General features: G+C 62.5%; 25 protein-coding genes. 9 read left to right on the top strand and 16 right to left on the bottom strand.

Annotated features, from left to right (window positions below; all coding sequences use genetic code 11):
• Positions 1-4 precede the first annotated feature (4 nt).
• From ACFWEM_RS05420 to ACFWEM_RS05395, 6 genes are all read right to left on the bottom strand, one after another.
• The gene (locus ACFWEM_RS05420; protein ID WP_378531788.1) at positions 5-745 is read right to left on the bottom strand and encodes a signal peptidase I; all 741 of its coding nucleotides are present in this window, start codon (positions 743-745) and stop codon (positions 5-7) included.
• Positions 742-1,287, bottom strand: a complete 546-nt coding sequence (locus ACFWEM_RS05415; protein ID WP_378531786.1) for a hypothetical protein — start codon at positions 1,285-1,287, stop codon at positions 742-744. Before ACFWEM_RS05415 ends, ACFWEM_RS05420 begins: the two co-directional genes overlap by 4 nt.
• Positions 1,288-1,302: 15 nt before the next feature.
• Positions 1,303-1,812, bottom strand: coding sequence for an alternate-type signal peptide domain-containing protein (locus ACFWEM_RS05410; protein ID WP_378531784.1), 510 nt, complete (start codon positions 1,810-1,812; stop codon positions 1,303-1,305).
• 217 nt (positions 1,813-2,029) lie between these two features.
• Complete coding sequence (locus ACFWEM_RS05405) at positions 2,030-2,971, bottom strand: Ig-like domain-containing protein (protein WP_378531782.1); 942 nt, start codon at positions 2,969-2,971, stop codon at positions 2,030-2,032.
• A 775-nt stretch (positions 2,972-3,746) separates the two neighbouring features.
• Positions 3,747-5,342 carry an amidohydrolase gene (locus tag ACFWEM_RS05400; RefSeq protein ID WP_378531780.1) on the bottom strand — a complete coding sequence of 532 codons (1,596 nt, stop codon included), beginning with the start codon at positions 5,340-5,342 and terminating at the stop codon, positions 3,747-3,749.
• Positions 5,339-6,295 carry a DMT family transporter gene (locus ACFWEM_RS05395; RefSeq protein ID WP_378531778.1) on the bottom strand — a complete coding sequence of 319 codons (957 nt, stop codon included), beginning with the start codon at positions 6,293-6,295 and terminating at the stop codon, positions 5,339-5,341. The genes ACFWEM_RS05400 and ACFWEM_RS05395 overlap by 4 nt, the downstream gene beginning before the upstream one ends.
• A gap of 51 nt (positions 6,296-6,346) precedes the next feature.
• Here ACFWEM_RS05395 and ACFWEM_RS05390 point away from each other — a divergent pair, with 51 nt between their 5' ends.
• Positions 6,347-6,904: a TetR/AcrR family transcriptional regulator gene (locus ACFWEM_RS05390; protein WP_378531776.1), complete on the top strand. Its 558-nt coding sequence runs from the start codon at positions 6,347-6,349 to the stop codon at positions 6,902-6,904.
• 240 nt (positions 6,905-7,144) lie between these two features.
• On the top strand, positions 7,145-8,785 hold the full coding sequence (locus tag ACFWEM_RS05385) for an ABC-F family ATP-binding cassette domain-containing protein (RefSeq protein WP_378531774.1): 1,641 nt from the start codon (positions 7,145-7,147) through the stop codon (positions 8,783-8,785).
• Positions 8,786-8,853: 68 nt separating this feature from the next.
• On the opposite strand, the gene ACFWEM_RS05380 is transcribed toward ACFWEM_RS05385, so the two are convergent.
• The 6 genes from ACFWEM_RS05380 to ACFWEM_RS05355 all read right to left on the bottom strand — a co-directional run bounded on the left by ACFWEM_RS05380 (position 8,854) and on the right by ACFWEM_RS05355 (position 14,323).
• Positions 8,854-9,342: a nuclear transport factor 2 family protein gene (locus ACFWEM_RS05380; protein WP_378531772.1), complete on the bottom strand. Its 489-nt coding sequence runs from the start codon at positions 9,340-9,342 to the stop codon at positions 8,854-8,856.
• A 26-nt stretch (positions 9,343-9,368) separates the two neighbouring features.
• Entirely contained in the window at positions 9,369-10,682 is a 1,314-nt protein-coding gene (locus tag ACFWEM_RS05375) for an MFS transporter (protein WP_317552316.1), read from the bottom strand.
• A gap of 76 nt (positions 10,683-10,758) precedes the next feature.
• The gene (locus ACFWEM_RS05370) at positions 10,759-12,216 is read right to left on the bottom strand and encodes an FAD-dependent oxidoreductase (RefSeq protein WP_378531770.1); all 1,458 of its coding nucleotides are present in this window, start codon (positions 12,214-12,216) and stop codon (positions 10,759-10,761) included.
• Positions 12,213-12,995, bottom strand: coding sequence for an SDR family NAD(P)-dependent oxidoreductase (locus tag ACFWEM_RS05365; RefSeq protein WP_378531768.1), 783 nt, complete (start codon positions 12,993-12,995; stop codon positions 12,213-12,215). The genes ACFWEM_RS05370 and ACFWEM_RS05365 overlap by 4 nt, the downstream gene beginning before the upstream one ends.
• Entirely contained in the window at positions 12,988-13,824 is an 837-nt protein-coding gene (locus tag ACFWEM_RS05360; RefSeq protein ID WP_378531766.1) for an SDR family NAD(P)-dependent oxidoreductase, read from the bottom strand. Before ACFWEM_RS05360 ends, ACFWEM_RS05365 begins: the two co-directional genes overlap by 8 nt.
• Before the next feature lie 49 nt (positions 13,825-13,873).
• Positions 13,874-14,323 (bottom strand): nuclear transport factor 2 family protein, encoded by a 450-nt coding sequence (locus tag ACFWEM_RS05355; RefSeq protein ID WP_378531764.1) that lies wholly within the window; start codon positions 14,321-14,323, stop codon positions 13,874-13,876.
• Positions 14,324-14,461: 138 nt separating this feature from the next.
• Here ACFWEM_RS05355 and ACFWEM_RS05350 point away from each other — a divergent pair, with 138 nt between their 5' ends.
• From ACFWEM_RS05350 to ACFWEM_RS05325, 6 genes are all read left to right on the top strand, one after another.
• Positions 14,462-15,184 carry an IclR family transcriptional regulator gene (locus tag ACFWEM_RS05350; RefSeq protein WP_378531762.1) on the top strand — a complete coding sequence of 241 codons (723 nt, stop codon included), beginning with the start codon at positions 14,462-14,464 and terminating at the stop codon, positions 15,182-15,184.
• Between the two features lie 131 nt (positions 15,185-15,315).
• Complete coding sequence (locus ACFWEM_RS05345; protein ID WP_007731415.1) at positions 15,316-16,281, top strand: pirin family protein; 966 nt, start codon at positions 15,316-15,318, stop codon at positions 16,279-16,281.
• Position 16,282: 1 nt separating this feature from the next.
• Complete coding sequence (locus ACFWEM_RS05340; protein ID WP_378531760.1) at positions 16,283-17,029, top strand: pirin family protein; 747 nt, start codon at positions 16,283-16,285, stop codon at positions 17,027-17,029.
• A gap of 114 nt (positions 17,030-17,143) precedes the next feature.
• Positions 17,144-17,926, top strand: a complete 783-nt coding sequence (locus ACFWEM_RS05335) for a pirin family protein (protein WP_378531757.1) — start codon at positions 17,144-17,146, stop codon at positions 17,924-17,926.
• 44 nt (positions 17,927-17,970) lie between these two features.
• The gene (locus tag ACFWEM_RS05330; protein ID WP_378531755.1) at positions 17,971-18,897 is read left to right on the top strand and encodes a PaaI family thioesterase; all 927 of its coding nucleotides are present in this window, start codon (positions 17,971-17,973) and stop codon (positions 18,895-18,897) included.
• A 66-nt stretch (positions 18,898-18,963) separates the two neighbouring features.
• Positions 18,964-19,947, top strand: coding sequence for an intradiol ring-cleavage dioxygenase (locus ACFWEM_RS05325; protein WP_378531753.1), 984 nt, complete (start codon positions 18,964-18,966; stop codon positions 19,945-19,947).
• Positions 19,948-19,960: 13 nt separating this feature from the next.
• Here the strand turns inward: ACFWEM_RS05325 and ACFWEM_RS05320 are convergent, their stop codons facing one another.
• From ACFWEM_RS05320 to ACFWEM_RS05310, 3 genes are read right to left on the bottom strand one after another with little or no spacing between them, the layout of a single operon-like run.
• Positions 19,961-22,321, bottom strand: coding sequence for an ATP-binding cassette domain-containing protein (locus tag ACFWEM_RS05320; RefSeq protein WP_378531751.1), 2,361 nt, complete (start codon positions 22,319-22,321; stop codon positions 19,961-19,963).
• Between the two features lie 52 nt (positions 22,322-22,373).
• A complete protein-coding gene (locus tag ACFWEM_RS05315) occupies positions 22,374-22,784 on the bottom strand; it encodes a VOC family protein (protein ID WP_209909792.1) in 411 nt (136 codons plus the stop codon).
• 5 nt (positions 22,785-22,789) lie between these two features.
• Positions 22,790-23,239: a helix-turn-helix transcriptional regulator gene (locus ACFWEM_RS05310; RefSeq protein WP_095968571.1), complete on the bottom strand. Its 450-nt coding sequence runs from the start codon at positions 23,237-23,239 to the stop codon at positions 22,790-22,792.
• Between the two features lie 113 nt (positions 23,240-23,352).
• On the opposite strand from ACFWEM_RS05310, the gene ACFWEM_RS05305 reads away from it, so the two are divergent.
• Complete coding sequence (locus ACFWEM_RS05305; RefSeq protein ID WP_058037706.1) at positions 23,353-25,311, top strand: M13 family metallopeptidase; 1,959 nt, start codon at positions 23,353-23,355, stop codon at positions 25,309-25,311.
• A gap of 68 nt (positions 25,312-25,379) precedes the next feature.
• Here ACFWEM_RS05305 and ACFWEM_RS05300 read toward each other — a convergent pair whose 3' ends face one another.
• Positions 25,380-25,706 (bottom strand): YnfA family protein, encoded by a 327-nt coding sequence (locus tag ACFWEM_RS05300; RefSeq protein ID WP_151098199.1) that lies wholly within the window; start codon positions 25,704-25,706, stop codon positions 25,380-25,382.
• Positions 25,707-25,713 lie beyond the last annotated feature (7 nt).

The following is a 25,713-nucleotide window of genomic DNA, read 5'->3' as shown; positions in this document are numbered from 1 at the left end:
TGTCCTATTTCGATTCGGAGGTTGGTGCCGATGGGTCGGCGGGCAATACTGGCGCGCCGAACTCCGGGCCGGAGGGAGTCGAGTCGGTGCCGCTTTCGTCGTCATCGGCTTTGCCCCGCTTGTCGCGGATGCCGCTGACGACCATCCACACGGCATATACAGCCAAGCCCGCAGCCACACCCGTGGTGAGAATCGAACGCGATTGCCCGTTGATCACCGAGTTCACCCGGCCCAGATACGGCACCGAGTAGATGACACGACCACGGATCTGCTCGGGCACCAGCGACCACGAGTCGGCGACGGGGTTGTTGTCGCCGCGAGTATGGATGCGACGCTCACCTTCACCGGTGTAGTAGATGCCCTCGATACGGTGGGTAACCACGGCGGGATCGCCGGAGACAGGCTGGAACGTGATCACGTCCCCGGTGGTCAGATCCTCGTTGGGGGTCGGCTTGACCACGATGAGCGTGCCGGGAGGCATGGTCGGTTCCATCGAACCGGTGAGCACCGTGTACGCGGTCGAGCCGGTGAGTCGAGGGATGACGACCATCACCGCGAGAAGTCCGACCATCAGCAGCAACAGCACCCACGAGACGATGGTGCGAGTCCACCACCAGAGGGTGGTCTTCTCGTCTGCGCCTTGTTCGGGATCATGTTGCCGCTCAGACTTTTCCACGTGTGCGCTGTGCCGGGGTTGGTACTCGGCACGATCGCCCGCGCGCTGGCTTCTCGCGGTGACGGTCATGACTGACTCACCGAGCTTGCGTCGAAAGTGAACGTCGCGTTGGACTGTTGGCTCGCTGCCGCGCCCTGGCCCAACGTGGCCCGCAGGCACAGCACCTGCACCTGACCGGCCGGCACAAGCTGGGCCTGAGCAAAGCCGGCGCCGTCCATGGACCCGTTGTAGAGCTCTGCACCCACATCACCGGTCGCGGTGCATGCTGCCTCGTTGGCCACCTTGGCCACCCGCAGGGTGAGCGGCGGCGGGGTGGCGCCATTGAGAACCACGTCGGAAAGCACGTAGCTCATCTGCACGTTGCCGGAGTTGATCACCGGCAGAGGCATCTGAATGCTGTCGCCCGGGCCCTTGTTGTCCAACTTGAACCCATCGAGGTTGAACTGCTTGACCCCTTCACCGCCGGCAGAGATATCGAGCATGCCCGCCTGAATGGTGGCTCCGGTCGATTCTGCGGTATCGCGCCACAGCGCGCCGGTCTGCTGCACCGAGACGAACCCGATGAGCAGAACCGACGACGCTGCGATCGCCCATTTGTACTGGGTCTTCACGTGACCTTCTTTGGCTTAGTTGAGCGTCTGCTCGAGGGTGACCGCGCCGCCGGCGAGGCTGGCGGTCTTCGTCTGGCCAGTGTTGTCGCCTGCGGTCCCCGCATTGAACGTGATCGTGGTCGTGAATGTTGCCGCCTGGTCCAGGCCGGCGGTGTACGTCGTCACGGTGCCACTAGCCGGGGCCACGGTCAGCTGGTTCAGTGTGACGAGGTCTCCGGTGACCCCCGTGAGCGAAGGCGTCAACTTCGCCTTCAGGTTCGTGCCAATGAGGTCAATGCTGTAGTTGGCGGTGTAGGTGACGACATCGCCAGGCACAATCAGGTCGCTCGCGGGATTGAAGGTACTGCCATTGGCCCACTTCCACACGCCAGCGCCGACCTGCTCGACCGACAGCGAACCGGCGCCAACCGTCTGCGGAGCGCCACCGTTAGTGGACGAGTTCCACGCGGCCATGGTTCCGGCACCGCCGGCGAGCAGAACGGCGGCCGCACCAGCGGCGATGGCACCCTTTGTGGTCTTGTTCATCTGGTATTCCTCCTGTGCAGTTCGCGGCGGGACATCCGACGCGCTTGGTTGAGCCCGGGCCGTGCGGATGTGCACTCCGGTGAAACAGCCCCAGGAAGGGGCATGGGAATTGAAGCCGCCGTATTGAATTCGGTGGCCGAGAAGGCTGGCGATGCGCGGAGATACTCGAGATCACCCCGCGCATCGCGAGGTCTAAGTGGCCGCGTGGGCCGGAGGGCTATCCGCCCAGGCTTCCGAACAGGTCCAGGCTTCCGAGCGAACCGGTGCTACTGCCGAGCGAACCGCTGCTGCTGCCACCCGGATCGGTGGTTTTCGCTGTGACCTTGACCGTGACCGCCGTGGAGGCGGGGCTGGTCCCACCCGCATTTGTCGCCGTGGCGGTAATCGGATGACTGCCGGGCGTGGTGATCGTCAGATTGCAGCTGAAGTTCCCACTCGTATCCGCGGTGGCGGTGCAGGTGGCGCCGCCTCCGGTCACGGTGACGGTACTGTTCGGCTCTGCCTTGCCGGAGACCTTGACGGGTGTGCCCGCCTCTACCTCGGCCGAACCCAGAGTCAAACCGGTCGGCGCACTGGGAGCAACCACGGCGGGCTCGCCCTCCACCAGGACGAGACCCCAGCCGGGGTTGATCTCGTATCCCTGCAAAACTTCGCCGGCAGGGATGCCGATCATGAAACCGGCCATCACGTTGGCGTTCTGTGCGAGAGGCGTTTTCACCAGCTCGATCCGAGTCGACGAATCCGCATTCGGCCCGATCACGAACTGCTGGCCGACCTGGCCGTCGAGCTTGCCCCGCACTGTCGCAGTGCCGCCGCCCGAGACGGACCAGCTCTCACTGAAAAGAGTGAGGGTGGCGGGCAGGTCGCAGACATTACGAACGTTGAAGGCCAACTGCGTGCCCTCGTCACCGGGGATCGGGATGTAGTCGGTTCCACTGGGATCGAAGGCCGCTGGCTTCACCCAGGGTCCACCGTCCTGGGACATCTCCAGGCACTGGTCCGTGATGTCGTCGCCCGGGGCGGCCGAGGCGATACCGGGTGCGAGCAACGCACCCGAAGTCGCGAGGAGCAGTGCAGCCGGCAGCGCCGCCAACACAGCAGTGGCGCGCCGGGGGAGACGGGATTCGCGTCCGCCCCCGACCGGGAAAAATCGAGGCATGTGAAGACTCATTTCATCTGTCCCGTTACCGGGTATGGGTGAAGAGATGACGGATCCAGGTACATCCGTCATCGGTGCCGAACGTCGAAAATGCCGAACATCAAAAGTGCCGAACTACAAAGCGCCGAACATGTTGCAGAAAGCTTGCAAGCCGAACCGAGATGCTCTGTATGCCCTCGCTCATACATAGCTACTGTTCCGCTTCGAAATCAATTTTTATCACACGTATCAGCTTTTGTGGTGGTTTTACTGGTCAAACGTTCAGAAGGGATTCCGGAACCCACAAAGCGTGAATATTGCACTCTGACCAGTGCTGTTTGAACTAGTTAGCTGTGCATCGCAACTAGTTTACAAAATAGTACCTGCGACCGAAAGGACGATTCGTTCGATTGTCAACGAGAACACGTTCTACATACTCCAGGCTCGCCTGAGCATCCTCACACGCTTGCACACAGATAACAGCGACCCTCGAGCAAACAGAAGGAATAAACGCATTCGACGAGGAGTCACATCGGTTTCACATGTGCGGCCGAGGAAGGGCGCGATCAATCACTGCAGGGTCCCGGATCGGCCGGCTATGACAACGCGAGCGCTGGCGAAATCAACACTCCACCAACAGCTTTTCCGCATCATCGAATCGCGAACACGCGCGCCTGGCCCAAAGCAGTAGGCCGGGAAGCAAATTCGCTTCCCGGCCCACGTACACCGACAGTCACCGGCGCCGGTAAGGAGTTGACTACCGACACCCAAATGCAAAGTAAAATAAAGTGTGCGACTACGCCTCGAAGACGGTCTCACCGCCGACAACCGTGCGCAGGACCGACAATTCATTCAAATCCACCAAAGCGCTGTTCAACGGATCTCCGTCGAGCACAACAAAATCCGCCAAAAGTCCCACCGCTATCCGACCTTTGTCCGATGACTCACCGGTGAGACGAGCGGCAGCACTCGTGTAGCCGGCCAACGCATCGGACGCGGAAACCCGTTGATCTGCACCCAGAACATGACCTTCTCGCGTCACGCGATGTACGGCTGTGTTCATGGTGAAGAGCGGGTTCACCGGAGTGACGGGGCAGTCGCAATGCAGCGCGTAAGCAAGACCGGCCGCCACCACCGACGCCACGGGACTGATCCGTTCGCCGCGACCCGGTCCGAGAAAACGATCGCGGTGCCGGTCGCCCCAGTAGTAGACGTGGTTCACGAAGATCGACGCGACCACCCCGAGTTCGACCATTCGCGCGATCTGATCTTCCCGCAAGGTCTGAACGTGCTCGAGTCGATGCGAGACTTCGACGTCCGGGTGCGCTGCCCGAGCCGCGGTAATTGCGTCCAATGCAAAATCGATGGCCTGATCACCGTTGGTATGGATAGCAACCTGCCGGCCGGCAACGTGATGCTCCTCGACGAGTGACCCGAGTGCACCTGCCGGGATTGCCATTCCGCCGCAGTGACATCCATCCAGATCGTGGTAAGGCTCGCTCAGAGCAGCAGTGTGCAACTGAATCGACCCGTCCGAAATGAGTTTGACGCCACCCACACGGATTCGGTCGCTCGGATCGGCGAGCTCACCCAACTGATCGTGCACCCCGTGGCCCAGATAGAGACGCGCGCGCAGACGCAGTTCACCATCGGCATCGAGTTGCCGGTACGCCCGGTACATCTCGGCCGTGACGTACATGTCGTGGAAACTCGTCACGCCCACCGACGCCATGACTTCCTGCGCCCGCAGCATCGCAGTCTTGGATGCATCCGGATTCATTTCCGGAACCAGGCCGTGTACCAGAGACATTGCCGGAATCTCACACAGCTCACCGGTGGGTACACCGTCGCTGTCCCGAATGATGACACCGCCCTCCGGGTCGACCGTGGTGGCATCGATCCCGGCCTTCTCCAGTGCGATCGAGTTGACATAGATCCCGTGAGCAGACAAGTGCCGCACCAGAATCGGATGCTCGGCGGAAGCCCTGTCGAGATCAGCCGCGGTCAGGCCGCGATCTTCCGCCACGAGGCTGTCGTCGAAGCCCCAGGCTTCGATGGGCTCGCCGACTGGTGTGATCGCGGCCCGCGCAGCCAACGCCGCAATCAACTTCTCGATGGTGGGGCACGCATCCGTCGTTGCGTCGACACCACCGAGCATCAAACCCCACATCATCGGATGAAGGTGCGTCTCGATGAACCCCGGAACAACCACCGCTCCGGCAAGATCGACGACAGCGGTGTCGTGATCGGACAACGCCGAGATCTCGGCATCAGTTCCGAGGGCGACGAATCTGCCGCCCTTTACAGCCATTGCGGTCGGGTTGTCGCCGACCGTACTGTCCATGGGCCTGATATCGCCGTTGATGTAGATGCGGTCAGCCGCCGTGGTCATACGCTTGTCTCCATTCGTTTTCCGACAACAGTCGTCGAGGACTTCTTCGGGGGTGTCCGCGTCGCGACAACCACTCCGGCGAGAATCATTCCGGCACCCGCGAGTTGGACGAGTGTCGGGGTCTGCGCAAGCAACACCGCACCGAACAACAGGGCCGACGCCGATTGCAACACGAGGCTGGCGGCGACGGCACTGGCAGGCAGACGCTGACTGGCGCTGGCCACCAACAGCCACCCGATCACCTGAGACACCAACGCGAGCAGCACAAGCCAGCCTTGAGCTACGAGCGAAGGCGTCAGATCCAAAGTTCCGCTCACGAGGCCGTAGACACCTGCGGTGAGGGCAGTGGCTCCGGTCGAGACGAACATCGGCAGAGCCGTTCTGCCCGCCGCCCGAGTGGCCAGACCCATGAGGAAGATGTAGACCGCGTAGGCACCCGCCGCGACCATGGCGAACGACACTCCGACAGCAGGATTCGATCCCGTGAGCGTGGTGCTCGTCCCGGCCACCAGAGCAACTCCGACGAAGAGCAACGGAAGGCTCGCGACCAATTCCCGGCCGATCCGTTGGCGCAGAACAACGTAGCCGAGGATTGCGACGAACAGCACCTGCAGGTTCAGGATCACAGTCGAAAGACCTGCCCCGATCGAATGAATCGACTCGTGCCAGAGCACCAGATCGATTCCGAGGAAAGCGCCGGCAAGTGAAGACTTCACAATCCAGGGCCCCGAAGACGGCCGGGGTGACCGGCGGCGCTGGACGAGCACGAGTACGCCGAGTGGGACGAGCGCATAGAGGCACCGAAAGAACGCACCAGTCGACGGCGACACCCCGGAGAGTTCGTAGAGCACCGAAGTCAACCCGAGGATGCATGCACCGGTCACGACTACGCGCAGGTCACGACGGCGCAGGTGGTCGCCGGACAACGCGCCCGGCAATACATCATCACTCATGGTGATAATATATCACCAACGCGAGGCCTGTCATACAGGGAAGATGCGTACATGAGAACTCCGGTTACCCGTGAACGCGTGATCGCGGCCGCAGCCGACCTGGTCGACAGCAAAGGCGCCGACGCTCTGGTACTGAGTCAACTCGCCGAGACCCTCGACGTCCGGCAGTCAGCCCTCTACAAACACGTCGACGGGGTCGACGACGTCCAACATCAACTCAGCCTCCTCGCACGCAACCTTCTCGCCGAACAACTGCGCGCCGCCGCGGTCGGCCTCTCCCGCGACGACGCCGTCATGGCGCTTGCCGACGCATGGCGCGCCTTCGTCCGAGCGCACCCCGGCCTCTACGCCATCACCGATCGCTACCCCACCGCTCCGCATCCCGATCTGGTCTCGGCTGTCGGCGAGGTGGTCGAAGTCATCAACCGGGTGGTCGCGGGATATGGTCTGAGCCCGGATGATTCAGAGCAGGCAGCATGGTCTCTTCGTAGCGCGCTGCACGGTTTCTGCATCCTCGAATCGGTAGAGGGCCAACCAGCAGGAACCGACCCCGATCGGGTGTATCGACGACTGGTCGAACTTCTCTGCGCCGGCATTGCTCGCATGTAGACAACGCTCGCACGTAAATACCGGTCGTGATTAAACACCGGCTCCTGTTATCGTCGGATGAAACGACACAGACCACAAGGATCAGACATGGTTGGTGAACTCGACATCTCCGGATAAAACCGGGCATGACGGCCACCGGTAGACGCTTCGAGCGCTGCCGTCGTGGCCATCTTGTCGTTCACTTACCCGACTCTTCGCGGAGCAGCGTTGCCGCGCCCGCACAACACCTGAGGTCTATTCATGTCCGATACCTACATCGTTTGCTCGAATCTGTCTTTTGCCTGGCCGGACGACACTCCGGTCTTCGACGAATTGTCATTCACCGTGCCCGGCGGCCGAACCGGGCTGGTGGCCCAGAACGGCGTCGGGAAAAGCACTCTGCTCAGATTGATCGCCGGCCAGTTGCGGCCGCGAGCCGGCAGTGTGTCCGTCGACGGCGTTCTCGGATACCTTCCGCAGGACCTGCCACTGACGGGCGATCTGACCATTGCCGAGGTCTTGGGCATCGCCCCGACGCTCGCTGCGTTGGACGCAGTCGAATCCGGGGACACACGAGAAGAACACTTCACGACAATCGGGTCCGACTGGGATATCGAGGAACGAACGCGAGCCCAACTCGGTCGACTCGCTTTGGCCGACATGACGTTCGATCGTCGCCTCGACACTCTGAGCGGCGGGCAGGTCGTCTCGCTCGGACTGGCGGCGCAACTCCTGCGACGTCCCGATGTCCTTCTCCTCGACGAACCCACCAACAACCTCGACCTGGACGCGCGCCGCAGGCTTTACGACGTTCTCGACGACTGGAGTGGTTGTCTGTTGGTGGTCAGTCATGATCGAGGACTACTCGACCGCATGGACCGCATCGCCGAACTTCACAGCGGCGAGATCAGCTTCTACGGTGGCAATTTTACCGACTACGAAGCCGTGGCACGCTCGGCTCGCGAAGTGGCGGAGAAGAACATCCGTAATGCCGAGCAAGAGGTCAAGCGCGAGAAGCGCGAGCTGCAGCAGGCCCGAGAACGTGCTTCGCGACGCGCAAGTAACGCTGCCCGCAATCTCGGGAACGCGGGCTTGCCCAAGATCTTTGCGGGGACCATGAAGCGCAATGCTCAGGAGTCGGCCGGCAAGGCCAACGAGACACACCTCGCCCGGGTCGACGCGGCGAAGGACCGACTCGACAAAGCGGGCCGCGCTCTTCGAGACGACCAGACGATTTCACTCGAATTGCCTGGCACACATGTACCCGCAGGCCGGACGGTGTTCCTCGGTGAGCGAATGCAATTCGCGTTCGGCGATCATGCGATCTTCGCCGACTCCGGAATAGACCTGGCCATTCGAGGACCGGAGCGTATCGCGTTGACCGGGCCGAACGGCGTCGGAAAGTCGACGTTGCTACGCATAGTCAACGGGGATGTGGCGCCGACATCCCGTGAGATCACGCGAGCCGACGGTCGGGTGGCCTACCTGTCGCAGAGGCTCGACCTCCTCGACCCCGCACGCACCGTCGCAGAGAACTTTGCCTTGTCTGCTCCAGGCCTTCCGGCACCGGAACGCATGAATATCCTGGCGCGCTTCCTCTTTCGGGGTGCGGGTGCTCATCTTCCCGTCGCTGCGCTCTCGGGCGGTGAACGACTGCGGGCTACATTGGCGTGCGTTCTCTTCGCCGATCCGGCCCCGCAGCTGCTTCTTCTCGACGAGCCGACCAACAACCTCGACTTGGTGAGCGTTGCTCAACTCGAAAGTGCCCTGAATGCATATCAGGGGGCGTTCGTGGTGGTCAGCCACGACGAGAGATTCCTGGCCGAGGTCAAAGTCGAACGCTGGCTCAGGCTCTCGGACGGCCGTTTGACCGAGGTCGCCGCACCGGACGCAGTGGGCTGACACGAGAAGTGAACAGGCGAAAGGCCTTCACACACATCGTGTGTGAAGGCCTTCGTCTGCACTACTGGTCAAGGCGTCCTGGTGTACACCGGATCGTCGAAGGATCGACGTTGCGTCACCCAGTCCGTGGACAGGATGTTCTCGATCACGTCTTCACGGGATTCGTCGAACACGACAATCCGATCGGCTATTCGCCATTCACCATGGCGCCTTTCGAACCTGTCGACGTAACGGCATTTGATCGTCGCAAGCGTCTGCACCGTATCCGTACCGGAACGCTCTTGCCGCAGAAAGCACAAGCAGTACGACTCACACTGAGCGACATCGCCGTTGACGTCGATCAGTATGTTGGAAATGCAGTGAATCGACGAGTCGATCGTCTTGTGTCTGAGCTTCATGTCTTCGATGAGCCCGTCGACGGTTCCGATGTAACCACCGTGGTTGTCTATCGCGTCGTCGAAGTAGCAGAGGGCCACGCTGTCGAAATCCTTCCGATCGACGGCCCGAGCGTAGCGATATAGAACTTCGGCGATTTCTTGCTTGTCAGCGAGGGACACGGTCAGGCTCCTGTTCTACCCGAGGATCAATCAACCTGCAGTTCAACACCCTTGGTCTCCTTGATGAAAAAGACCGTGACAAGGGTGATCACGGCGCAGAAGACGAAGTATCCAGCCGGAGCGAGGGAATTACCGGTCAAGCTGATGAGATAGGTGGCGATGAAAGGCGCGGTGCCGCCGAGGAACATGTTGGTGACGTTGTTACCCAATGCCAGACCGCTGTACCGCACAGATGCTTTCAGCATTTCGACATAGGTCACGTACGAAGCACCGTTGACGACGGAAACACAGATGAAGAGCACCGACTGACCGACAACAGCCTGCCAGATGCCGGAACCGGCCATCATCATGAACATCGGGATTCCGAGAACCACGGCGGCGGCGCTACCGGCGAACAGCACCGGTCGACGCCCGTACTTGTCTGCCATGTATCCCGAGATCGGCAAGGTGATGACGCCGAGAACCAGTGCAAGGGAGGTGGAAAGGAACGCAACCCGTGACGAATGACCACCAGTGGTCTGCAGGTAAGTCGCGGCATACACCGAGGCGATGTAGTAGCCACCGGTAATGAGTGCGCCCAGCATGATGATCTTGACGACGCTGCCGCCGGAGGTGCTGAGCAGTTCCCGGATGGGAAGCTTCTTGGTCTCACCCTTGTCCTGCAGTTCTTCGAACTGTGGAGTGTCTTCCATCTGGCTACGGATCCAGATACCGATGCCACCGATCAGCAGGCTGAGCAGGAACGGGATACGCCAAGCCCATTCGAGGATCTGCTCTTGCGAGAACACCGACGTCAAGCCGAGGGCCATGAGTGAAGCTGCCAGCGAACCCAGGTAGGTGCCGGTATTGACCATCGACGTCTGCGTCGCACGCCACCGCTTGGGAGCGGACTCGGAGACGAACGCGTTGGCGCCGCCGAGTTCACCGCCGGCCGCGAAGCCCTGCAGGCAACGAGCCAGAACGAGGATGGACGTCGCCCACACACCCAACGTGGCGTAAGTCGGCAGCAAGCCCATTCCTGCTGTCGCCAGAACCATCAGGAGGATGGTCCAGGACAAGGCGTTCTTGCGGCCGTACTTGTCGCCGATATGGCCGAAGAAGATTCCGCCTGGCACACGTAGGAAGAAGGCCACGGCGAATGCCGCGAAGGTACCGAGCAGTGCTGCGTTCGGGTCGTGGGAGACGAAGAACAGCGCGGCGATGGTTGTCGCCATATACCCGTAGATACCGAAGTCGTAGTACTCGACGACGGTACCGACGATGGCCGCGCGAATTACCTTCGTCGTCGACTGTCGTTCGGTTGCCACGCTGCTGCCCTCGGTGGATTCGGCTCTCGCCATGGTCTCATTCTCTGACATGTTGTTCCCTGCCTGGATTGGATACTGACTGGATTCGGTGCCGCGCAGACGTCGGACGTCAGGAGTGCGCGATGGAATGGACCGGTGCGCGCTCAGCGCTGGTCCTGGTGTAGTTCGCCGCATTACGTCCCGCTACGCGGCCCATGGTCAAAGCGTTGGCAACTGCATTGCCGCCGCCCACGTATCTCAGTCCGAGGATTCCGGCGCCCGCCTCACCGGCCGCGTACAGACCCTCGATCGGTACTCCGGTGCGCCCGAGCACGGCCGCATCCGTGTTGATCTCCATTCCCGCATGCGTACAGACGAGCTCTGCCGGAAGGATTTTCGCGGCATAGAACGGTGCTGTCGCAATAGGATCCGGGTTGCCGACAGCGCCCTTGTTCCGCAACGTGCGATGGCGAAGGAAGTCGTCGTCGCGACCGCTGGGCAGTTGCTCGTTCCATCGACGCAGGGTTTGCGTCAACGTCGCAACCGGAACACCCGTTGCCACTGCGAGGTCTTCGATCGTGTCCGCACGAATCGTGCCACCGGCAACAACTTCTTCCTCGATGCGTTCGGGATTCCAATCTGCATATCCCGGAGCCAGATTCACGCGAGCGTTCTCGTCGAAGATCATCCATCCGTATCCACCCTGATGGTCGATGATGCCGGTCGAGACGGCGTACGAGCTGTCCTCGTCCATGAATCGTCGGCCGTCCTGGTTGACGTAGATCCGTGACTTCGGCGGAAAACCGGCCTGCCAGTGATGGAATCGCTGGAAGTAGACGGTGGGCAGCATCAAGCCCCAGCCGTCGCCGGCCACCGAAGCCCCGAGGTCCTCGGCAAAGCGAAGGTGATCTCCGCGGCTACCCGCCGCCGCGACGACGAACAACGCGTCCCCAGCCTTGTTCGCGTCCGGGAAGTGGCGTTCAACCAAACCCGGATCTTGCGCGAATCCACCGGAGGCAACAACGACGGCGCCCGCAGGCACCTCGATGTCGTCGGCGACAACGCCGACAACCCGACCGTCTTCCTCGATCAGCTTCTGCACCCGTGTTCCGAAGATGACCTCGATCCCGTGCTTACGACGAGCCTTGTCCAGCACCTGAATCAGTCCGTATCCCTGATCCTTGGGCACGTGGCCGCGCCAGACGTCCTCGACGCCGGCTTGGGCGAGTCCCGGCTGGTGAGCGTTACCCGAGATCGCCGCGGGAATCTCGACGCCGAGTCCGATGAGCCATTCCAGTGTCGGACCGGCGTTTTCGCAGAACGCACGAATCAATCCGGGTGAGAGCATCCACTGGTTGAGGTCCATGTAGTGCTGGAAGAACTTCTCTGCCGAGTCGTCGACGCCGAGGCCGGCCTGGACGCTCGTTCCGGCGGCCGTGAAGATGCCGGCCGACAGCGCGGTGGATCCACCGAGTTCGGTTTCGGATTCGAACAGCAGAACGGATGCGCCTTCTTCAGCTGCCGACACCGCAGCGGCGAGACCGGCTCCGCCGCCACCGATGACAACGACGTCCCAGTGCTCGGTCATGAAAGTTCTCCAGTCTCCGCGATGATGCGGTGGTAAAGACCGTTCGACACCAACCCGCCGTCGACAGTGAGTTCCGTACCGGTGGTGTAGGTCGAACTGTTCGAGAGCAGGAACAGCACTGCTTCGGTGATCTCGTCGAGAGTTCCCATGCGTCCGAAGGGAACCGACTTCAGGGACGCGGCGACGAAGTCGTTCGCGCCGCCGAGCAGCGCCGTACCGACCAGTCCCGGGTGCACCGAGTTGACGCGAATCCCCCACTGCGCGAAGTTGCCTGCGGCCGACTTCGACAGACCCGTCAGACCCCACTTGCTCGACGAGTAAGCCGGAGAGAAGTATCCGATCTGACCGGCGATGGACGAGATGTTGACGATCGATCCGCCACCACTCTCGCGCATCAGCGGCGCCACCGCCTTCATACCGTAGAACGGGCCGAAGAGGTTGATCTTCATGGTCAGCTCCCAGATGTCGTTCGGGGTGTCCATGAATTCGAGCCGACGCGAGATGCCGGCGTTGTTGACCAGTCCGCCGAGTTCCCCACGAGTGGTGCGAATTTCGTCGACAACCCGGTCCCAGGCATCGGCATCGGTGACGTCGAGAAGGTGAGCGGACGCCGATCCGCCGGCGGAGACAATCTCGTCGACCACGCCGGATGAATCCGAAACATCGGCAATGCAGACATGCGAACCGCGCGCGGCGAGCGTGCGCGCGTGATGCGCTCCCATCCCGGCAGCACCGCCGGTAACGAGAACGACGCCGGGATATTTCATGGACTCAGACATGCCGCGAACCACCGTCCACCGCAATGCTGTGCCCGGTGACGTAGCGCGCGCTGTCCGAGAGCAGGAACAGCAGCGGGCCGAAGACCTCTTCGGGCGAGCCCAGACGATGCAGCGGTACCGCGTCGAGTGCGTTCGCGAGCGCGGTCGGATCTTCCTGGACCCACTTCGTCATCGCCGTGTCGATGTAACCGGGCGCAATGGAGTTGACCCGAATACCCTTGTCGCCGAACTCCACTGCAAGAGACTCCGTGAGGTGCGCGACGGCAGCCTTCGACGTGCAGTATGCCCCTCTCCCCTTTCGCACACGCAGCGCCGACACCGAGGACATGTTGACGATGGCGCCGCCGGGACCGAGGTGCCGCGCCGCGGCCTGAGCGCCGTAGAGCACTCCTTCGACATTGACGCTCAACGTAGCCCCGATCTGTTCCGGGGTGATCTCCTCGGCCAGTGCGAACGGGAAGATTCCCGCATTGTTGATCCAAAAATCAACCCGGCCGAACTCCTTCAGCGCCAACTGGGCAAGCAGTTCGTGCTCGTCCGGCTTGGTGACGTCGACCCGAACTCCGACGACGCGACCCGGCTTGTCCGCCAGTGCATTCGACTCCAGGTTCGTGTTGATTCGTGCGGCCGTGGCGAGCATCTGCTCTTCGTTGATGTCGGCGCCGACGACATGTACGCCGCGCGTTGCCAGTCCTTCGGCGAACGTCGCACCCATTCCCTGGGCCGCGCCGGTCACCACTGCGACCTTGCCTGCCAACTCCGGGTACACCGCCGACATCTGCGTCACTACGGTGCGGCCCGGGTTCGTCTGGTCAGAGCTTTCGGTCATGATGAACTTCTCCTACTGAATATTGTTGTGCAAGAAACATTTCGGCACTTCACGCTTGTTCGGATGCTCGGGGCGCGTCGTCACGGAAGACGGTGCGGCGGGCGATTTTCCACTCCGCACCGACGCGAACCACGCGATCAGCGACAGTCGTCATCCGTACCAGTCGCGACTCGCCGCCGCGAGCGGTGGCAACGATCTGCAGGTACCCGCGCACTGCCAGAGCACTCTCGTCCACCGCCTCGACGACGAGATTGGTCAGAACGTGACGATGCACCTCGTCGGCAGCTTCGGCCGCAGCGCAGAAGCGAGCAGCAAAAGCCGCAAGGTCGTCGAAACCGACCACTGGTTCCGGATAACTGGGGGAATGAAACTCACCGCCTTCGGTGAATGTCTGCGCCCAATCCTGCTGGCGCCCAGAGTCTATGCAATGACTCTGGTGGCCGTACAGCTGATGGATTGCGACAACGTCCTCCGTTGCCACGACGCGGTAGTTGCTCATGAAGGTTCTCTCCGAACACGCTGCGCTGCATCCACCCGAAGGTTGTGCAGCTTCGTAAAGTGTGCGATAATCGCACACACTGTGCGATATATTCAAAGCGTAGGTGGCATACCTCACAAACGTCAAGAAAGGGATTTGATGTCAGAGCTGAGCGAGGAACACCGACCGCGCAAAAGTGCAGTTCAAGTGGACTCGAGCATGTCGAAAACGCTGCACCACGGACTCGAGATCTTGGAACTCCTGACGTCCTATCCGCACGGCTTGTCGGTCACCGACATCGCCGACGGAGTGGGAGTCCACCGAACCGTCGCACATCGGTTGATCCGCACACTCGAGGCTCATCACCTGTGCCGCAAGGACTCCTTCAAGCGCGTCACTCTCGGCGCCGGCCTGGTCACCCTCGCCGAACCGGTGGAACAGGATTTGCGCACTCTCGCTCGCCCGATACTTCAAGAACTCGCCGAGGCCACCGAGGCGACAGCGCACCTGGTGGTCCGCGAGAGCGAAACCGAAGTGCGCGCGCTGATGGTGGTCGAACCGCGCAGCGCCAAGGTTCACGTCGCGTTTCATCCAGGGCAGGTCGATCCGATCGACCGCGGCTCCGCCGGGCTCTCCATCCTTGCCTCACTCCCGCCGACGAGCGAGGAACGAGAGGAAGTGACGGCGGCGCGCGCACGCGGCTACGCAGTGACCGTCGGCGAGGTCATCCCGTCCGTCCTGGGAATCTCGGCGGTGATCCCCGGCCGACGCCGCGACGCCATCTCCAGCCTCGGAATTTCCGTCTTCGACTCCGAGGACCAAGCAGCGCTGGGCGCCGAGGTCATGGCAGCTGCAAAGACCCTGGGCAGCATGTTGCGCTGATCCAGACACCAGGCTGATCCGAACACCAGTCGAGCCGCGGGAATACCCGGGGCTCGACTTTGTTGACTCCTGATGAGATAGTTGAACAATCAACTACCTGACATCAGCTTCACGGATACAAGGAGTACGACATGCCTGCTGTGACAGTCGAGAACATCTTGGCCCTGCCCCGTCTCGACGAGCCGGCAGAGTCAGCAGTCGACCGCCCCGTCAAGAGCATCACCACCGCACCGGTCGGATACGAAGGTGAAGGCTTTCCCGTTCACCGCGCCTTCGCTGGCATCGACCTCTCCGCCCTCGATCCCTTCATCCACATGGACCAGATGGGCGAAGTCAACTACGCACCCGGAGAACCCAAGGGCACACCGTGGCACCCGCACCGCGGCTTCGAAACCGTGACCTACATGATCGACGGCATCATGGAGCACCAGGACTCCAACGGTGGCGGCGGCATTATCGGCGGCGGCGACACCCAGTGGATGACCGCGGGTGGCGGCATCCTCCACATCGAAACTCCGCCGGAGCACCTCGTCCTCAGCGGCGGCCTTTTCCACGGCGTCCAACTGTGGGTCAACCTGCCTCGCGACAACAAGATGGCATCTCCGCGGTACCAGGACATCACCGGTAACAAGGTGGCCCTGCTTTCCTCGCCGGACGGCGGAGCCTTGGTACGCGTCATCGCCGGAGACATCGCCGGCCACGCCGGACCCGGTTCGACGTACACACCGATCGCGCTCTCCCACACGACTGTGGCCCCGGGTGCGAGCCTGACGCTTCCGTGGAACCCCGAGTTCAACGCGATCGTCTACGTGCTCGCCGGCGAAGGCACGGTCGGGGCCGAGCGTCGGCCCATTCGCGTCGGACAGACAGCTGTCTTCGGACGTGGTGACTCCATCACCGTCGCCGCTTCCGATCGCCAGGATTCACGGACCGAATCCCTCGAGGTCTTCATCCTCGGCGGTAAGCCGATCCGCGAACCCATCGCCATGGCCGGGCCGTTCGTCATGAACACCAAGTCCGAGGTCATGCAGGCTTTCGAGGACTTCCAGGCCGGACGCCTGGGATCCATCCCGGCGGCACACGAGACGCTGAGCTGACATGTCGTCGATAGTCGTCCAACGAGCTGACGAACGTGCGCATCTGAACTACGGCTGGCTCACGGCGCGTCACAGTTTCCCCTTCGCCGGAAACTTCGATCACGCCGCGTACGCGCACGGACTTCTGTTGGTGAACAACGACGACATCATCGAAGCCGACTACGGTTTCGACACTCATCAGCACCGCGACACCGAGATCGTGACGTGGGTGCTCAGCGGATCCCTGGTTCACCAGGATTCCGCTGGGCACTCCGGAGTCATCCATCGAGGCCTCGCGCAAAGAATGAGCGCCGGTACCGGAATCCTGCACTCCGAGCGCAACGACCGCTTCCGGGCCGACGGCTCACGTGTCACCGAACCCGTTCACCTCGTCCAGATGTGGATACCGCCGGACGAATCCGGAGTGACTCCGAGCTATCAGGAACTCGACATCAACACCGAGCTCGACGCCGGTGGCCTGATCACCCTGGCGTCGGGGATGCCCGCGCATCGTGATCACAGCGCGATAAGCCTGCACAACAAACATGCGGCCCTTCATGTTGCACGCCTCGAGACCGGCGGGTCGGTATTCCTGCCGGACGCACCGTACGTGCACGGCTTCATTGCCAGTGGCACTGTCGACGTCGAGGGAGTCGGATTGCTCGGTCCGGGAGATTCGTTGCGTCTCAAGGATACTGGTGGTCAACGAGTCGAGGGGATCGACGATGCGGAGATACTCGTGTGGGAGATGCACGCGTCGACGAACTGACGACACCACCGAGTACGCCCAATGCTCGGACTACACAGCAGGTTCGTCGTAGGGTGGATTCCGGTAGTGGTGGATCCGGCAGTGATGGATCCCGGTGGCACAGAAGGAGGAGCCATGGCATCTGGTCGAGCACAGGCCCCACGGACGACACCGCACATCGATGTGCACCGCTCCGGTGATCGTTTGAAATCCCGCGTCTCCTGGCTGGATTCGAAACATTCGTTCTCGTTCGGACAGCACTACGACCCCGACAACACCCATCACGGATTGCTTCTCGTCAACAACGACGACACCGTACTGGCGGGAACCGGCTTCGACACCCATCCGCACAAGGACATGGAAATCGTGACGTGGGTGCTTCGCGGTTCACTCGTGCACCAGGATTCCATCGGCCACACCGGCGTCATCTATCCGGGGCTCGCCCAGCGCATGAGCGCCGGTACCGGAATCATGCACAGTGAGAAGAACGATTCGTGGCGTATTGGCGGCGAACAGCATTCCGACCCCGTGCATTTCATCCAGATGTGGGTGGTCCCGGACGAAGGTGGACTCACTCCCGGGTACGAACAACTCGAGATCGACGACGAATTGCTGCGCGGCGGCCTGATCCCGGTTGCCTCCGGAATGGGCCGCTACAAGGATCATTCGGCGATTCGCATCAACAACAAGAATGCCGCCATGCACGTCGCGCGCATTCTCCCCGGCACCTCGGTACATCTTCCCAGCGCACCGTTCCTGCACGTCTTCGTCGCGCAGGGTACTGCCGAGATGGAGGGCGTCGGCACACTGTACGAGGGTGATGCCGTCCGGTTGAGCGATTCGGGTGGGCAGCAACTGACCTCCGACGCCGGGGCCGAAGTCCTCGTCTGGGAGATGCATTCACGTATCGGTGGTTGAGACCCGGTCTCGGCAAGACTGGGTGCGCTGGAGATACTCGACGCATGAGCATCGACAACTCCGCCGCGCCCGTCAAGAAACTTGACCCCCTCAACACGTTGATGGGTGTGCGCGCCGTGTCGGTCGTGCCCGGGGACCTGGCCTTCGCGCAGGCCGTCGGCGAGCGATTCCACGATCACCGTGGCAAGACCGTGCTCGGTTCCATCGGAGTCATGATCGACGGTGCCATGGGCGGCGCGGTGTACTCGGGACTGACCTCGGGCCATCAGTCCGTGCTCGCGCAGGTCACAGTCAGTGCAGGCGCCGACATCCCCGCTGTCGCCGACGTCGGCGCCACCGGCACACTCGTGCATCTCGACGACGGCGTCGGGCTCGCGTCCGGTCAACTTCGCGACGAGAACGGCTCGCTCCTGGCAGTGATGGCCGGCCGCGCCATGGTGGTCTCGCGTCCTCCCGTCGTGGGAATCGACGACTACGTGGAGGGCGAGCCGCTGCCCGTCCCGACGCCGGAGAAGACAAGCAACCTGAGCGGGTTGTCCGGGTCCGACGTCGTCGAAGGAATCCGCGACGGCAAACTCGAACGCGGTCCGCTCGCCGGGCTCCTCGATCTTGCGGTCGTCGACGTGACCCCGGGTTCCGTCGTAGGCGAGTTCGCCCCGGTCGCCTGGATGGCCAACCCGTTGGGCGCCGTTCAGGGAGGTGTCCTCATCTCGGCGGTCGATGCCATCACCGGTCTGGCAGCGCAGACGCTGACCAGCGTCGATCAGGATTATCGCGTCCTCGACCACAAGATCGACTTCCTGCGCTCCCCCGACATCGGTGGGCCGATCATGCGCGCCGAGGCCGTCGTGATTCGTGCCGGGCGCAGGCTCGCACTGATCGAAACTCGCATCGTCGACGCCGGCGGACAGGTCTACGTGCGTGCCACCTCGAGCATTCAAATGCTCTCCCAGCAAGTTCACAGCGGATAACCAGTTCCGAACCAGGTCGCCCGTCCACCATTGAGACAACAGCCCACACAATGGAGGTACAGCGGCGTGAACAAAGACATCGAAGCAAGCCGGCTACGCGTGAGCCGTCGACGGGCCCTCGCACTCGGCGGAACCATCAGCCTGGGCGGGCTCATCGCAGCGTGTTCCGGTAACAGTGGTACCGCCACGACGACTTCGGCTGCGGCCGCATCAACGACAACAGCTTCCGGCACTTCCGCTGCGGCCACGTCCGGCGACGCCGTGACCGCACTTCTGGCCAAGGCACCGCAGTGCGTCATGAGCAAGGAAGAGACACAGGGCCCCTACTGGTTCGACGTCGACTCCATTCGCGGCGACATCCGCGAGGACCGTCCGGGCACCACGCTGCAGGTGGCGATGCGCGTGCAGGACAACAGCCAGTGCAACGCCGACGGCAGTATCGGCGCGGTCGGTAACGCCGTCGTCGAGATCTGGCACTGCGACGCCGGGGGGGTGTACTCCGGATTCGAATCCGGTTCCCTGAGCGCCAACGGCGGCGGTGGCGGCGAAACTCTCCCGGCCGGCGGCATGGGGGAACCTCCGTCAGGTGCACCCGGAGGCGGAATGGGCGAACCTCCGTCAGGCGCACCCGGCGGGACGGGCGGCGGCATGGGTGGTTCCGGTGAGACGTCGGACGGTTCGTACAGCGTCGGCGACACCGAAGCCACCACCACCGACGACGGCACCTACCTACGCGGGGCCCAGACCACCGATGCAAACGGCATCGCGCAGTTCACCACGATCTTCCCCGGCTGGTACATGGGCCGCACGACCCACATCCACGTCAAGGTGCACATCGACAAGAAAACGGTCCTCACGTCGCAGACCTTCTTCGACGAGACGCTCCTCGACGAGGTGTACTCGCAGTCCCCGTACAGCGAGCACACCGGTCGTGAGAACAACACGAACAACGCCAGTGACGGCATCTACGACGACACCGGCCTCATGACCGTCGAAAAGCAGTCGGACGGTTCCTACCTCGCCGTCATCAACCTGGGTATCGACGCCTGAGGTAGGAGCCAGGTCAGCCGCCGACGTATGCCGCGAGGTGCTTTCCGGTGAGGGTGGATCCGTCGGCGACCAGTTCCTCGGGAGTGCCCTCGAAGACGATCCGACCGCCGTCGTGACCGGCACCAGGGCCGAGGTCGATGATCCAGTCGGCGTGCGCCATCACCGCTTGGTGGTGCTCGATGACGATGACTGACTTGCCGGAATCGACGAGTCGATCGAGCAGGCCGAGCAACTGCTCGACGTCGGCCAGGTGCAGTCCGGTGGTCGGCTCGTCGAGGACGTACACACCGCCCTTCTCGCCCAGGTGCGTTGCCAGCTTGATGCGCTGACGCTCACCACCCGACAGCGTCGTCAGCGGCTGGCCGATCGTGAGGTATCCGAGCCCCACATCGGCCAGTCGGACAAGGATCTTGTGCGCAGCGAGGGTCTTGGCCTCACCGTCGCCGAAGAACTCCTCGGCCTCGGCCACCGACATCGTGAGAACCTCGTTGATGTCCTTGCCACCGAATTTGTATTCGAGTACCTCGGCTTGGAAGCGCTTGCCCTCGCACTCTTCGCAGAGAGTGGCAACGCCGGCCATCATCGCCAGGTCGCTGTAGATGACACCGTTGCCGTTGCACGTCGGGCAGGCGCCCTCGGAGTTGGCACTGAACAGCGCCGGCTTCACGCCGTTGGCCTTCGCGAATGCCTTGCGGATCGGGTCGAGCAGCCCGGTGTACGTTGCCGGGTTGCTCCGACGCGAGCCACGGATCGCGCTCTGATCGACCGACACCACGTCTTCGCGTTTCGCGAGTGAGCCGTGGATCAGCGAACTCTTGCCCGACCCGGCGACACCGGTGACCACGACCAGTACGCCCAGCGGTACGTCGACGTCGACGTCCTGCAGGTTGTGCGAGTTCGCTCCACGAATCTCGATTGCGCCAGTGGACTCGCGCACGGTCTCCTTGATTGCGGCCCGGTCGTCGAAGTGACGGCCGGTGACGGTGTCGCTGGCACGCAACCCGTCGACGGTGCCCTCGAAGCAGACGTTCCCGCCGGCGCTACCCGCGCCCGGACCGAGGTCGACGATGTGGTCGGCGATCACGATCGTCTCCGGCTTGTGCTCGACCACGAGCACCGTGTTGCCCTTGTCCCGCAGACGCAGCAGTAGGTCGTTCATCCTCGCGATGTCGTGCGGATGCAGACCGGTGGTGGGCTCGTCGAATACATACGTGATGTCGGTGAGCGAGGAACCCAGGTGACGAATCATCTTGGTGCGCTGAGCTTCACCGCCGGAGAGGGTTCCCGACGGCCGATCGAGGCTGAGGTAGCCGAGCCCGATCTCCACGAACGAGTCGAGCGTTTCACCGAGCGTCGTGAGCAACGGCGCGACCGAAGGTTCCTTCAGTCCGCTGACCCATTCCGCGAGATCACTGATCTGCATCGAGCAGGCGTCGGCGATGTTGACGCCCTTGATCTTCGACGACCGCGCCCCCTCGCTCAGTCGCGTGCCGTCGCATTCGGGGCAGGTGGTGAACGTGATCGCGCGCTCGACGAAAGCCCGGATGTGGGGCTGCATCGCGTCGACGTCCTTGGCCAGGAACGACTTCTGAATCTGCGGAATCAGACCCGTGTACGTCAGGTTGATTCCTTCGACCTTGATCTTGGTCGGCTCTTTGTAGAGAAGGTCGTTCAGTTCTTTCTTCGTGTACTTCTTGATCGGCTTGTCGGGATCGAAGAAACCGCAGCCGCGATAGATCCGGCCGTACCAACCCTCCATGCTGTAACCGGGCACCGTGATCGCACTCTCGTTGAGCGACTTGGTGTCGTCGTATAACGCGGTCAGATCGAAATCGTTGACCGCCCCTCGTCCCTCACACCGCGGACACATGCCGCCGGTGATCTTGAAGCTGCGACGCTCTTTCGTCTGACGTCCGCCGCGTTCCATCGTGACCGCGCCTGCTCCGGAGATCGAGGCCACGTTGAATGAAAACGCCTGAGGCGAACCGATGTGAGGCTTTCCGAGACGGCTGAACAGGATGCGGAGCATCGCGTTGGCGTCTGTGGCGGTTCCGACGGTCGAGCGCGGGTCGACTCCCATCCGCTGCTGATCGACGATGATCGCGGTGGTCAGGCCGTCGAGAACATCGACGTCCGGCCGCGCGAGCGTCGGCATGAATCCTTGAACGAAAGCGCTGTAGGTCTCGTTGATCATCCGCTGCGATTCCGCGGCGATCGTACTGAACACCAGCGAACTCTTCCCCGAACCGGAGACGCCGGTGAATACCGTCAGCCTCCGCTTCGGGATCTCGACACTGATGTCTTCGAGATTGTTCACCCGCGCACCTTGCACGCGGATCAAATCGTGGCTGTCTGCAGTGTGCAGGGCAGTCATCGTGTCTCCATCTGTCAGTCGATCGCCGACGGTCTCAGCGCAGTTGACGGTCTCAGCGCAGTTCTTGAATACGGATCAGGTTTCCCGCTGGGTCGCGGACGGCGCAATCTCGAACACCGTAGGGCTGCTCCGTCGGTTCCTGGACGACGTCGATGTCGCCGGCCTGAAGCCGCTCGAACGTGTCGTCCAGATCTTTCGTGGCCAGGAGAAGTCCGCCGTAGGTGCCCTTGGCCATCATCTCGATGATGGTGCGGCGCTCCTCGTCGGTGATGCCGGGATCGACGGCCGGCGGATGCAACACGATGGAGGTGCCGGGCTGGCCGGGCGGCCCCACGGTGATCCAACGCATCCCGTCGTAGCCGACGTCGTTGCGAACCTCGAAGCCGAGCGTGTCGCGATAGAAGTTCAGGGCAGCATCGGGGTCGTCCTGCGGAAGGAAACTCGAGTGAATGGTGATGTCCATGGCGATCACGTTAATTGCGGTTGTGGGGTCTGCGCTTCTCGATTCCTGATCGGTCTGGTGACTTGTTTCGACACACAGGACGGCATTCCGGCCGTCGACTGCTCGGCCTCGCGCCGATAGACACTGGGCGGAACCCCCACCAATTCGGTGAACTTACTGCTGAAAGTGCCGAGAGAGCTGCAACCGACCTCGAAGCAGACGTCCGTGACACTGAGGTCTCCGCGTCGCAGCAACGCCATCGCTCGCTCGATTCGCCTGGTCATCAGGTAGGCGTACGGAGGTTCGCCGTACGCCTGGCGGAATTGACGACTGAGATGCCCCGCCGACATGTTCACTCCCCGCGCGAGCGCCTCCACGTCCAGGGGCCGTGCGTACTCGCGGTCGATACGGTCACGAACGCGTCGTAGTCGCGCGAGGTCCTGCAGGTGCGGATCTGCGGCAGGTCTGCTGGTCACGTAATCGATCGTGCCATGCCACACCGACGTTGCCCAGCGCAATAGTTGAACTGGGGCTTGGAGCGATCATGCACACACCGAGCAGTTCGTCATGATCGTGTAAGGATGGAGAAATGACCACGGCTCATCGCTCAGGCATCGACCTCACCCACCTCGACGGCGACACACGGGCGCAGGACGATCTGTTCGTCCACGTCAACGGAAAATGGCTCGCCGAATACGAGATTCCGGCAGACCGCGCCGTCGACGGGGCGTTCCGCACGCTCTACGACAAGGCCGAAGAAGACGTACAGACCATCATCACCGAAGCCGCGGAGTCCAACTCCGCCGCCGGTACCGATGCTCAGCGCATCGGTGACCTGTACTCGAGCTTCATGGACGCCGACGCTGTGGAAGCTGCAGGCCTCGGCCCCATCGACGACGAGCTGGACGCCGTCGCCGATGCGCCGGACCGGTCGTCGCTCGCCACCGTGATCGGACGCCACCAGCGCGTCGGCGTCGGTGGCGCCATCTCTCACTACGTCGACACCGACGCCAAGAACTCCGAGCGATACCTGATTCACTTCAGCCAGTCGGGCATCAGCCTGCCCGACGAGTCGTACTACCGCGAGGACAATTACGCGGAAATCCGCGAGAAGTACGTCGCGCACATCGACAAGATGTTCACCCTCGCCGGCGTCGGGTACGACGCACAGCGTGTGTTCGAACTCGAGAAGAAGATCGCGGCCGGGCACTGGGACGTCGTCAAGCGTCGTGACGCAGATCTGAGCTACAACCTCGTGGGCTTCGAGGAACTGACCGAGCAGAACCCCGGGTTGGACTGGGCCGCGTGGCTGTCGGGTCTCGGCGCCGATTCGGAGAAGTTCGCCGAGATCGTCGTCCGTCAGCCGGACTTCCTGCACACCTTCACCGCTCTGTGGGCGTCGGAGTCACTCGACGACTGGAAGGCGTGGGCGGCGTGGAAGGTGCTTCATGCCCGCTCCCCTTACCTGCATTCGGCCCTGGTCGACGAAACCTTTGCGTTCTACGGCACCACGCTGTCCGGGACCGAAGAAAACCGTGAGCGCTGGAAGCGCGGGGTCAGCCTGGTTCAGGATCTGCTCGGAGAGGCCGTCGGCAAGCTCTACGTCGATCGGCACTTCCCCGCCGAGGCCAAGACCCGGATGCTGGAACTGGTCGCAAACCTGCAGGAGGCGTACCGCCGCAACATCTCCGATCTCGAGTGGATGAGCCCGCAGACGCGTGAGGCCGCATTGGCCAAGCTCGAGAAGTTCACTCCGAAGATCGGTTACCCCGACAAGTGGCGGGACTACGCCGGTCTCGAGATCTCGGCTACCGACCTGGTGGGCAACTACCGTCGTGGATACGCCGCCGAGTACGACCGTGACCTGGCCAAGCTGGGCGGCCCCGTCGACCGTGACGAGTGGTTCATGACACCGCAGACCGTCAACGCCTACTACAACCCAGGCATGAACGAAATCGTGTTCCCCGCAGCCATTCTCCAGCCGCCGTTCTTCGACGCGGCAGCCGACGACGCTGCCAACTACGGCGGCATCGGCGCAGTCATCGGACACGAGATCGGTCACGGCTTCGACGATCAGGGCGCGAAGTACGACGGCGACGGCAACATGGTCGACTGGTGGACCGATGAGGATCGCAGCGAATTCGGCAAGCGCACAAAGGCTCTCATCGAGCAGTACAACGAATTCGAGCCGAAGGAACTGCCAGGCCACCACGTCAACGGCGAGTTCACGATCGGCGAGAACATCGGCGACCTCGGCGGACTGTCGATCGCGATCGCGGCGTACAAGATCGCAACCGAAGGCACCGAACCGCCGGTCATCGACGGACTCACCGGCTTGCAGCGCGTGTTCTTCGGGTGGGCGCAGGTGTGGCGCACGAAGGCCCGGGAGGCCGAAGCGCTTCGCCGCCTGGCCGTCGACCCGCACTCGCCGCCGGAGTTCCGGTGCAACGGCGTCGTCCGCAACCTCGACACGTTCCACGAGGAGTTCGACGTCAAGCCCGGTGACGCACTGTATTTGGAGCCGGAGAAGCGTGTGAAGATCTGGTAAGTGGGGCAAGCCCCTGTGCGCGCTTAAGGACCCCCTGGACTCCCTGAGCGCGCACGGGGCCGAAGGCCCTACCGGGCGTACATGATCACCCCGACACCGACGAGACAGATCAGCGCACCGGCGATGTCGAAGCGATCCGGGCGAAATCCGTCCATCATAACTGCCCAGAGCAGCGACCCCGCAACGAAGATGCCGCCGTACGCGGCGAGGATACGGCCGAAGTTGGCATCCGGTTGCATGGTCGCGACCAGGCCGTAGAGGCCGAGCGAGATGACGCCCAGCCCTACCCAGATCCAACCCTTGTGCTCGCGAATTCCCTGCCACACCAACCACGCGCCCCCAATTTCGAGCAGCGCGGCGAGAACGAACAACAGCAGCGAACGTGCGACGGTCATGCCGCAC

Origin of the sequence: Rhodococcus sp. NPDC060176 (assembly GCF_042728675.1) — a bacterium.
Taxonomy (GTDB): Bacteria; Actinomycetota; Actinomycetes; order Mycobacteriales; family Mycobacteriaceae; genus Rhodococcus_F.
This window is presented reverse-complemented; position numbering and strand designations above follow the sequence as displayed.

What these genes read in the sequence shown, in the direction of transcription:
- ACFWEM_RS05420 (WP_378531788.1), bottom strand. Translation starts at nt 745, where the DNA reads ATGACCGTCACCGCGAGAAGCCAGCGCGCGGGCGATCGTGCCGAGTAC.
- ACFWEM_RS05410 (WP_378531784.1), bottom strand. Translation starts at nt 1,812, where the DNA reads ATGAACAAGACCACAAAGGGTGCCATCGCCGCTGGTGCGGCCGCCGTT.
- ACFWEM_RS05405 (WP_378531782.1), bottom strand. Translation starts at nt 2,971, where the DNA reads ATGCCTCGATTTTTCCCGGTCGGGGGCGGACGCGAATCCCGTCTCCCC.
- ACFWEM_RS05400 (WP_378531780.1), bottom strand. Translation starts at nt 5,342, where the DNA reads ATGACCACGGCGGCTGACCGCATCTACATCAACGGCGATATCAGGCCC.
- ACFWEM_RS05395 (WP_378531778.1), bottom strand. Translation starts at nt 6,295, where the DNA reads ATGAGTGATGATGTATTGCCGGGCGCGTTGTCCGGCGACCACCTGCGC.
- ACFWEM_RS05390 (WP_378531776.1), top strand. Translation starts at nt 6,347, where the DNA reads ATGAGAACTCCGGTTACCCGTGAACGCGTGATCGCGGCCGCAGCCGAC.
- ACFWEM_RS05385 (WP_378531774.1), top strand. Translation starts at nt 7,145, where the DNA reads ATGTCCGATACCTACATCGTTTGCTCGAATCTGTCTTTTGCCTGGCCG.
- ACFWEM_RS05375 (WP_317552316.1), bottom strand. Translation starts at nt 10,682, where the DNA reads ATGGCGAGAGCCGAATCCACCGAGGGCAGCAGCGTGGCAACCGAACGA.
- ACFWEM_RS05370 (WP_378531770.1), bottom strand. Translation starts at nt 12,216, where the DNA reads ATGACCGAGCACTGGGACGTCGTTGTCATCGGTGGCGGCGGAGCCGGT.
- ACFWEM_RS05365 (WP_378531768.1), bottom strand. Translation starts at nt 12,995, where the DNA reads ATGTCTGAGTCCATGAAATATCCCGGCGTCGTTCTCGTTACCGGCGGT.
- ACFWEM_RS05360 (WP_378531766.1), bottom strand. Translation starts at nt 13,824, where the DNA reads ATGACCGAAAGCTCTGACCAGACGAACCCGGGCCGCACCGTAGTGACG.
- ACFWEM_RS05355 (WP_378531764.1), bottom strand. Translation starts at nt 14,323, where the DNA reads ATGAGCAACTACCGCGTCGTGGCAACGGAGGACGTTGTCGCAATCCAT.
- ACFWEM_RS05350 (WP_378531762.1), top strand. Translation starts at nt 14,462, where the DNA reads ATGTCAGAGCTGAGCGAGGAACACCGACCGCGCAAAAGTGCAGTTCAA.
- ACFWEM_RS05345 (WP_007731415.1), top strand. Translation starts at nt 15,316, where the DNA reads ATGCCTGCTGTGACAGTCGAGAACATCTTGGCCCTGCCCCGTCTCGAC.
- ACFWEM_RS05340 (WP_378531760.1), top strand. Translation starts at nt 16,283, where the DNA reads ATGTCGTCGATAGTCGTCCAACGAGCTGACGAACGTGCGCATCTGAAC.
- ACFWEM_RS05335 (WP_378531757.1), top strand. Translation starts at nt 17,144, where the DNA reads ATGGCATCTGGTCGAGCACAGGCCCCACGGACGACACCGCACATCGAT.
- ACFWEM_RS05330 (WP_378531755.1), top strand. Translation starts at nt 17,971, where the DNA reads ATGAGCATCGACAACTCCGCCGCGCCCGTCAAGAAACTTGACCCCCTC.
- ACFWEM_RS05320 (WP_378531751.1), bottom strand. Translation starts at nt 22,321, where the DNA reads ATGACTGCCCTGCACACTGCAGACAGCCACGATTTGATCCGCGTGCAA.
- ACFWEM_RS05315 (WP_209909792.1), bottom strand. Translation starts at nt 22,784, where the DNA reads ATGGACATCACCATTCACTCGAGTTTCCTTCCGCAGGACGACCCCGAT.
- ACFWEM_RS05305 (WP_058037706.1), top strand. Translation starts at nt 23,353, where the DNA reads ATGACCACGGCTCATCGCTCAGGCATCGACCTCACCCACCTCGACGGC.
- ACFWEM_RS05300 (WP_151098199.1), bottom strand. Translation starts at nt 25,706, where the DNA reads ATGACCGTCGCACGTTCGCTGCTGTTGTTCGTTCTCGCCGCGCTGCTC.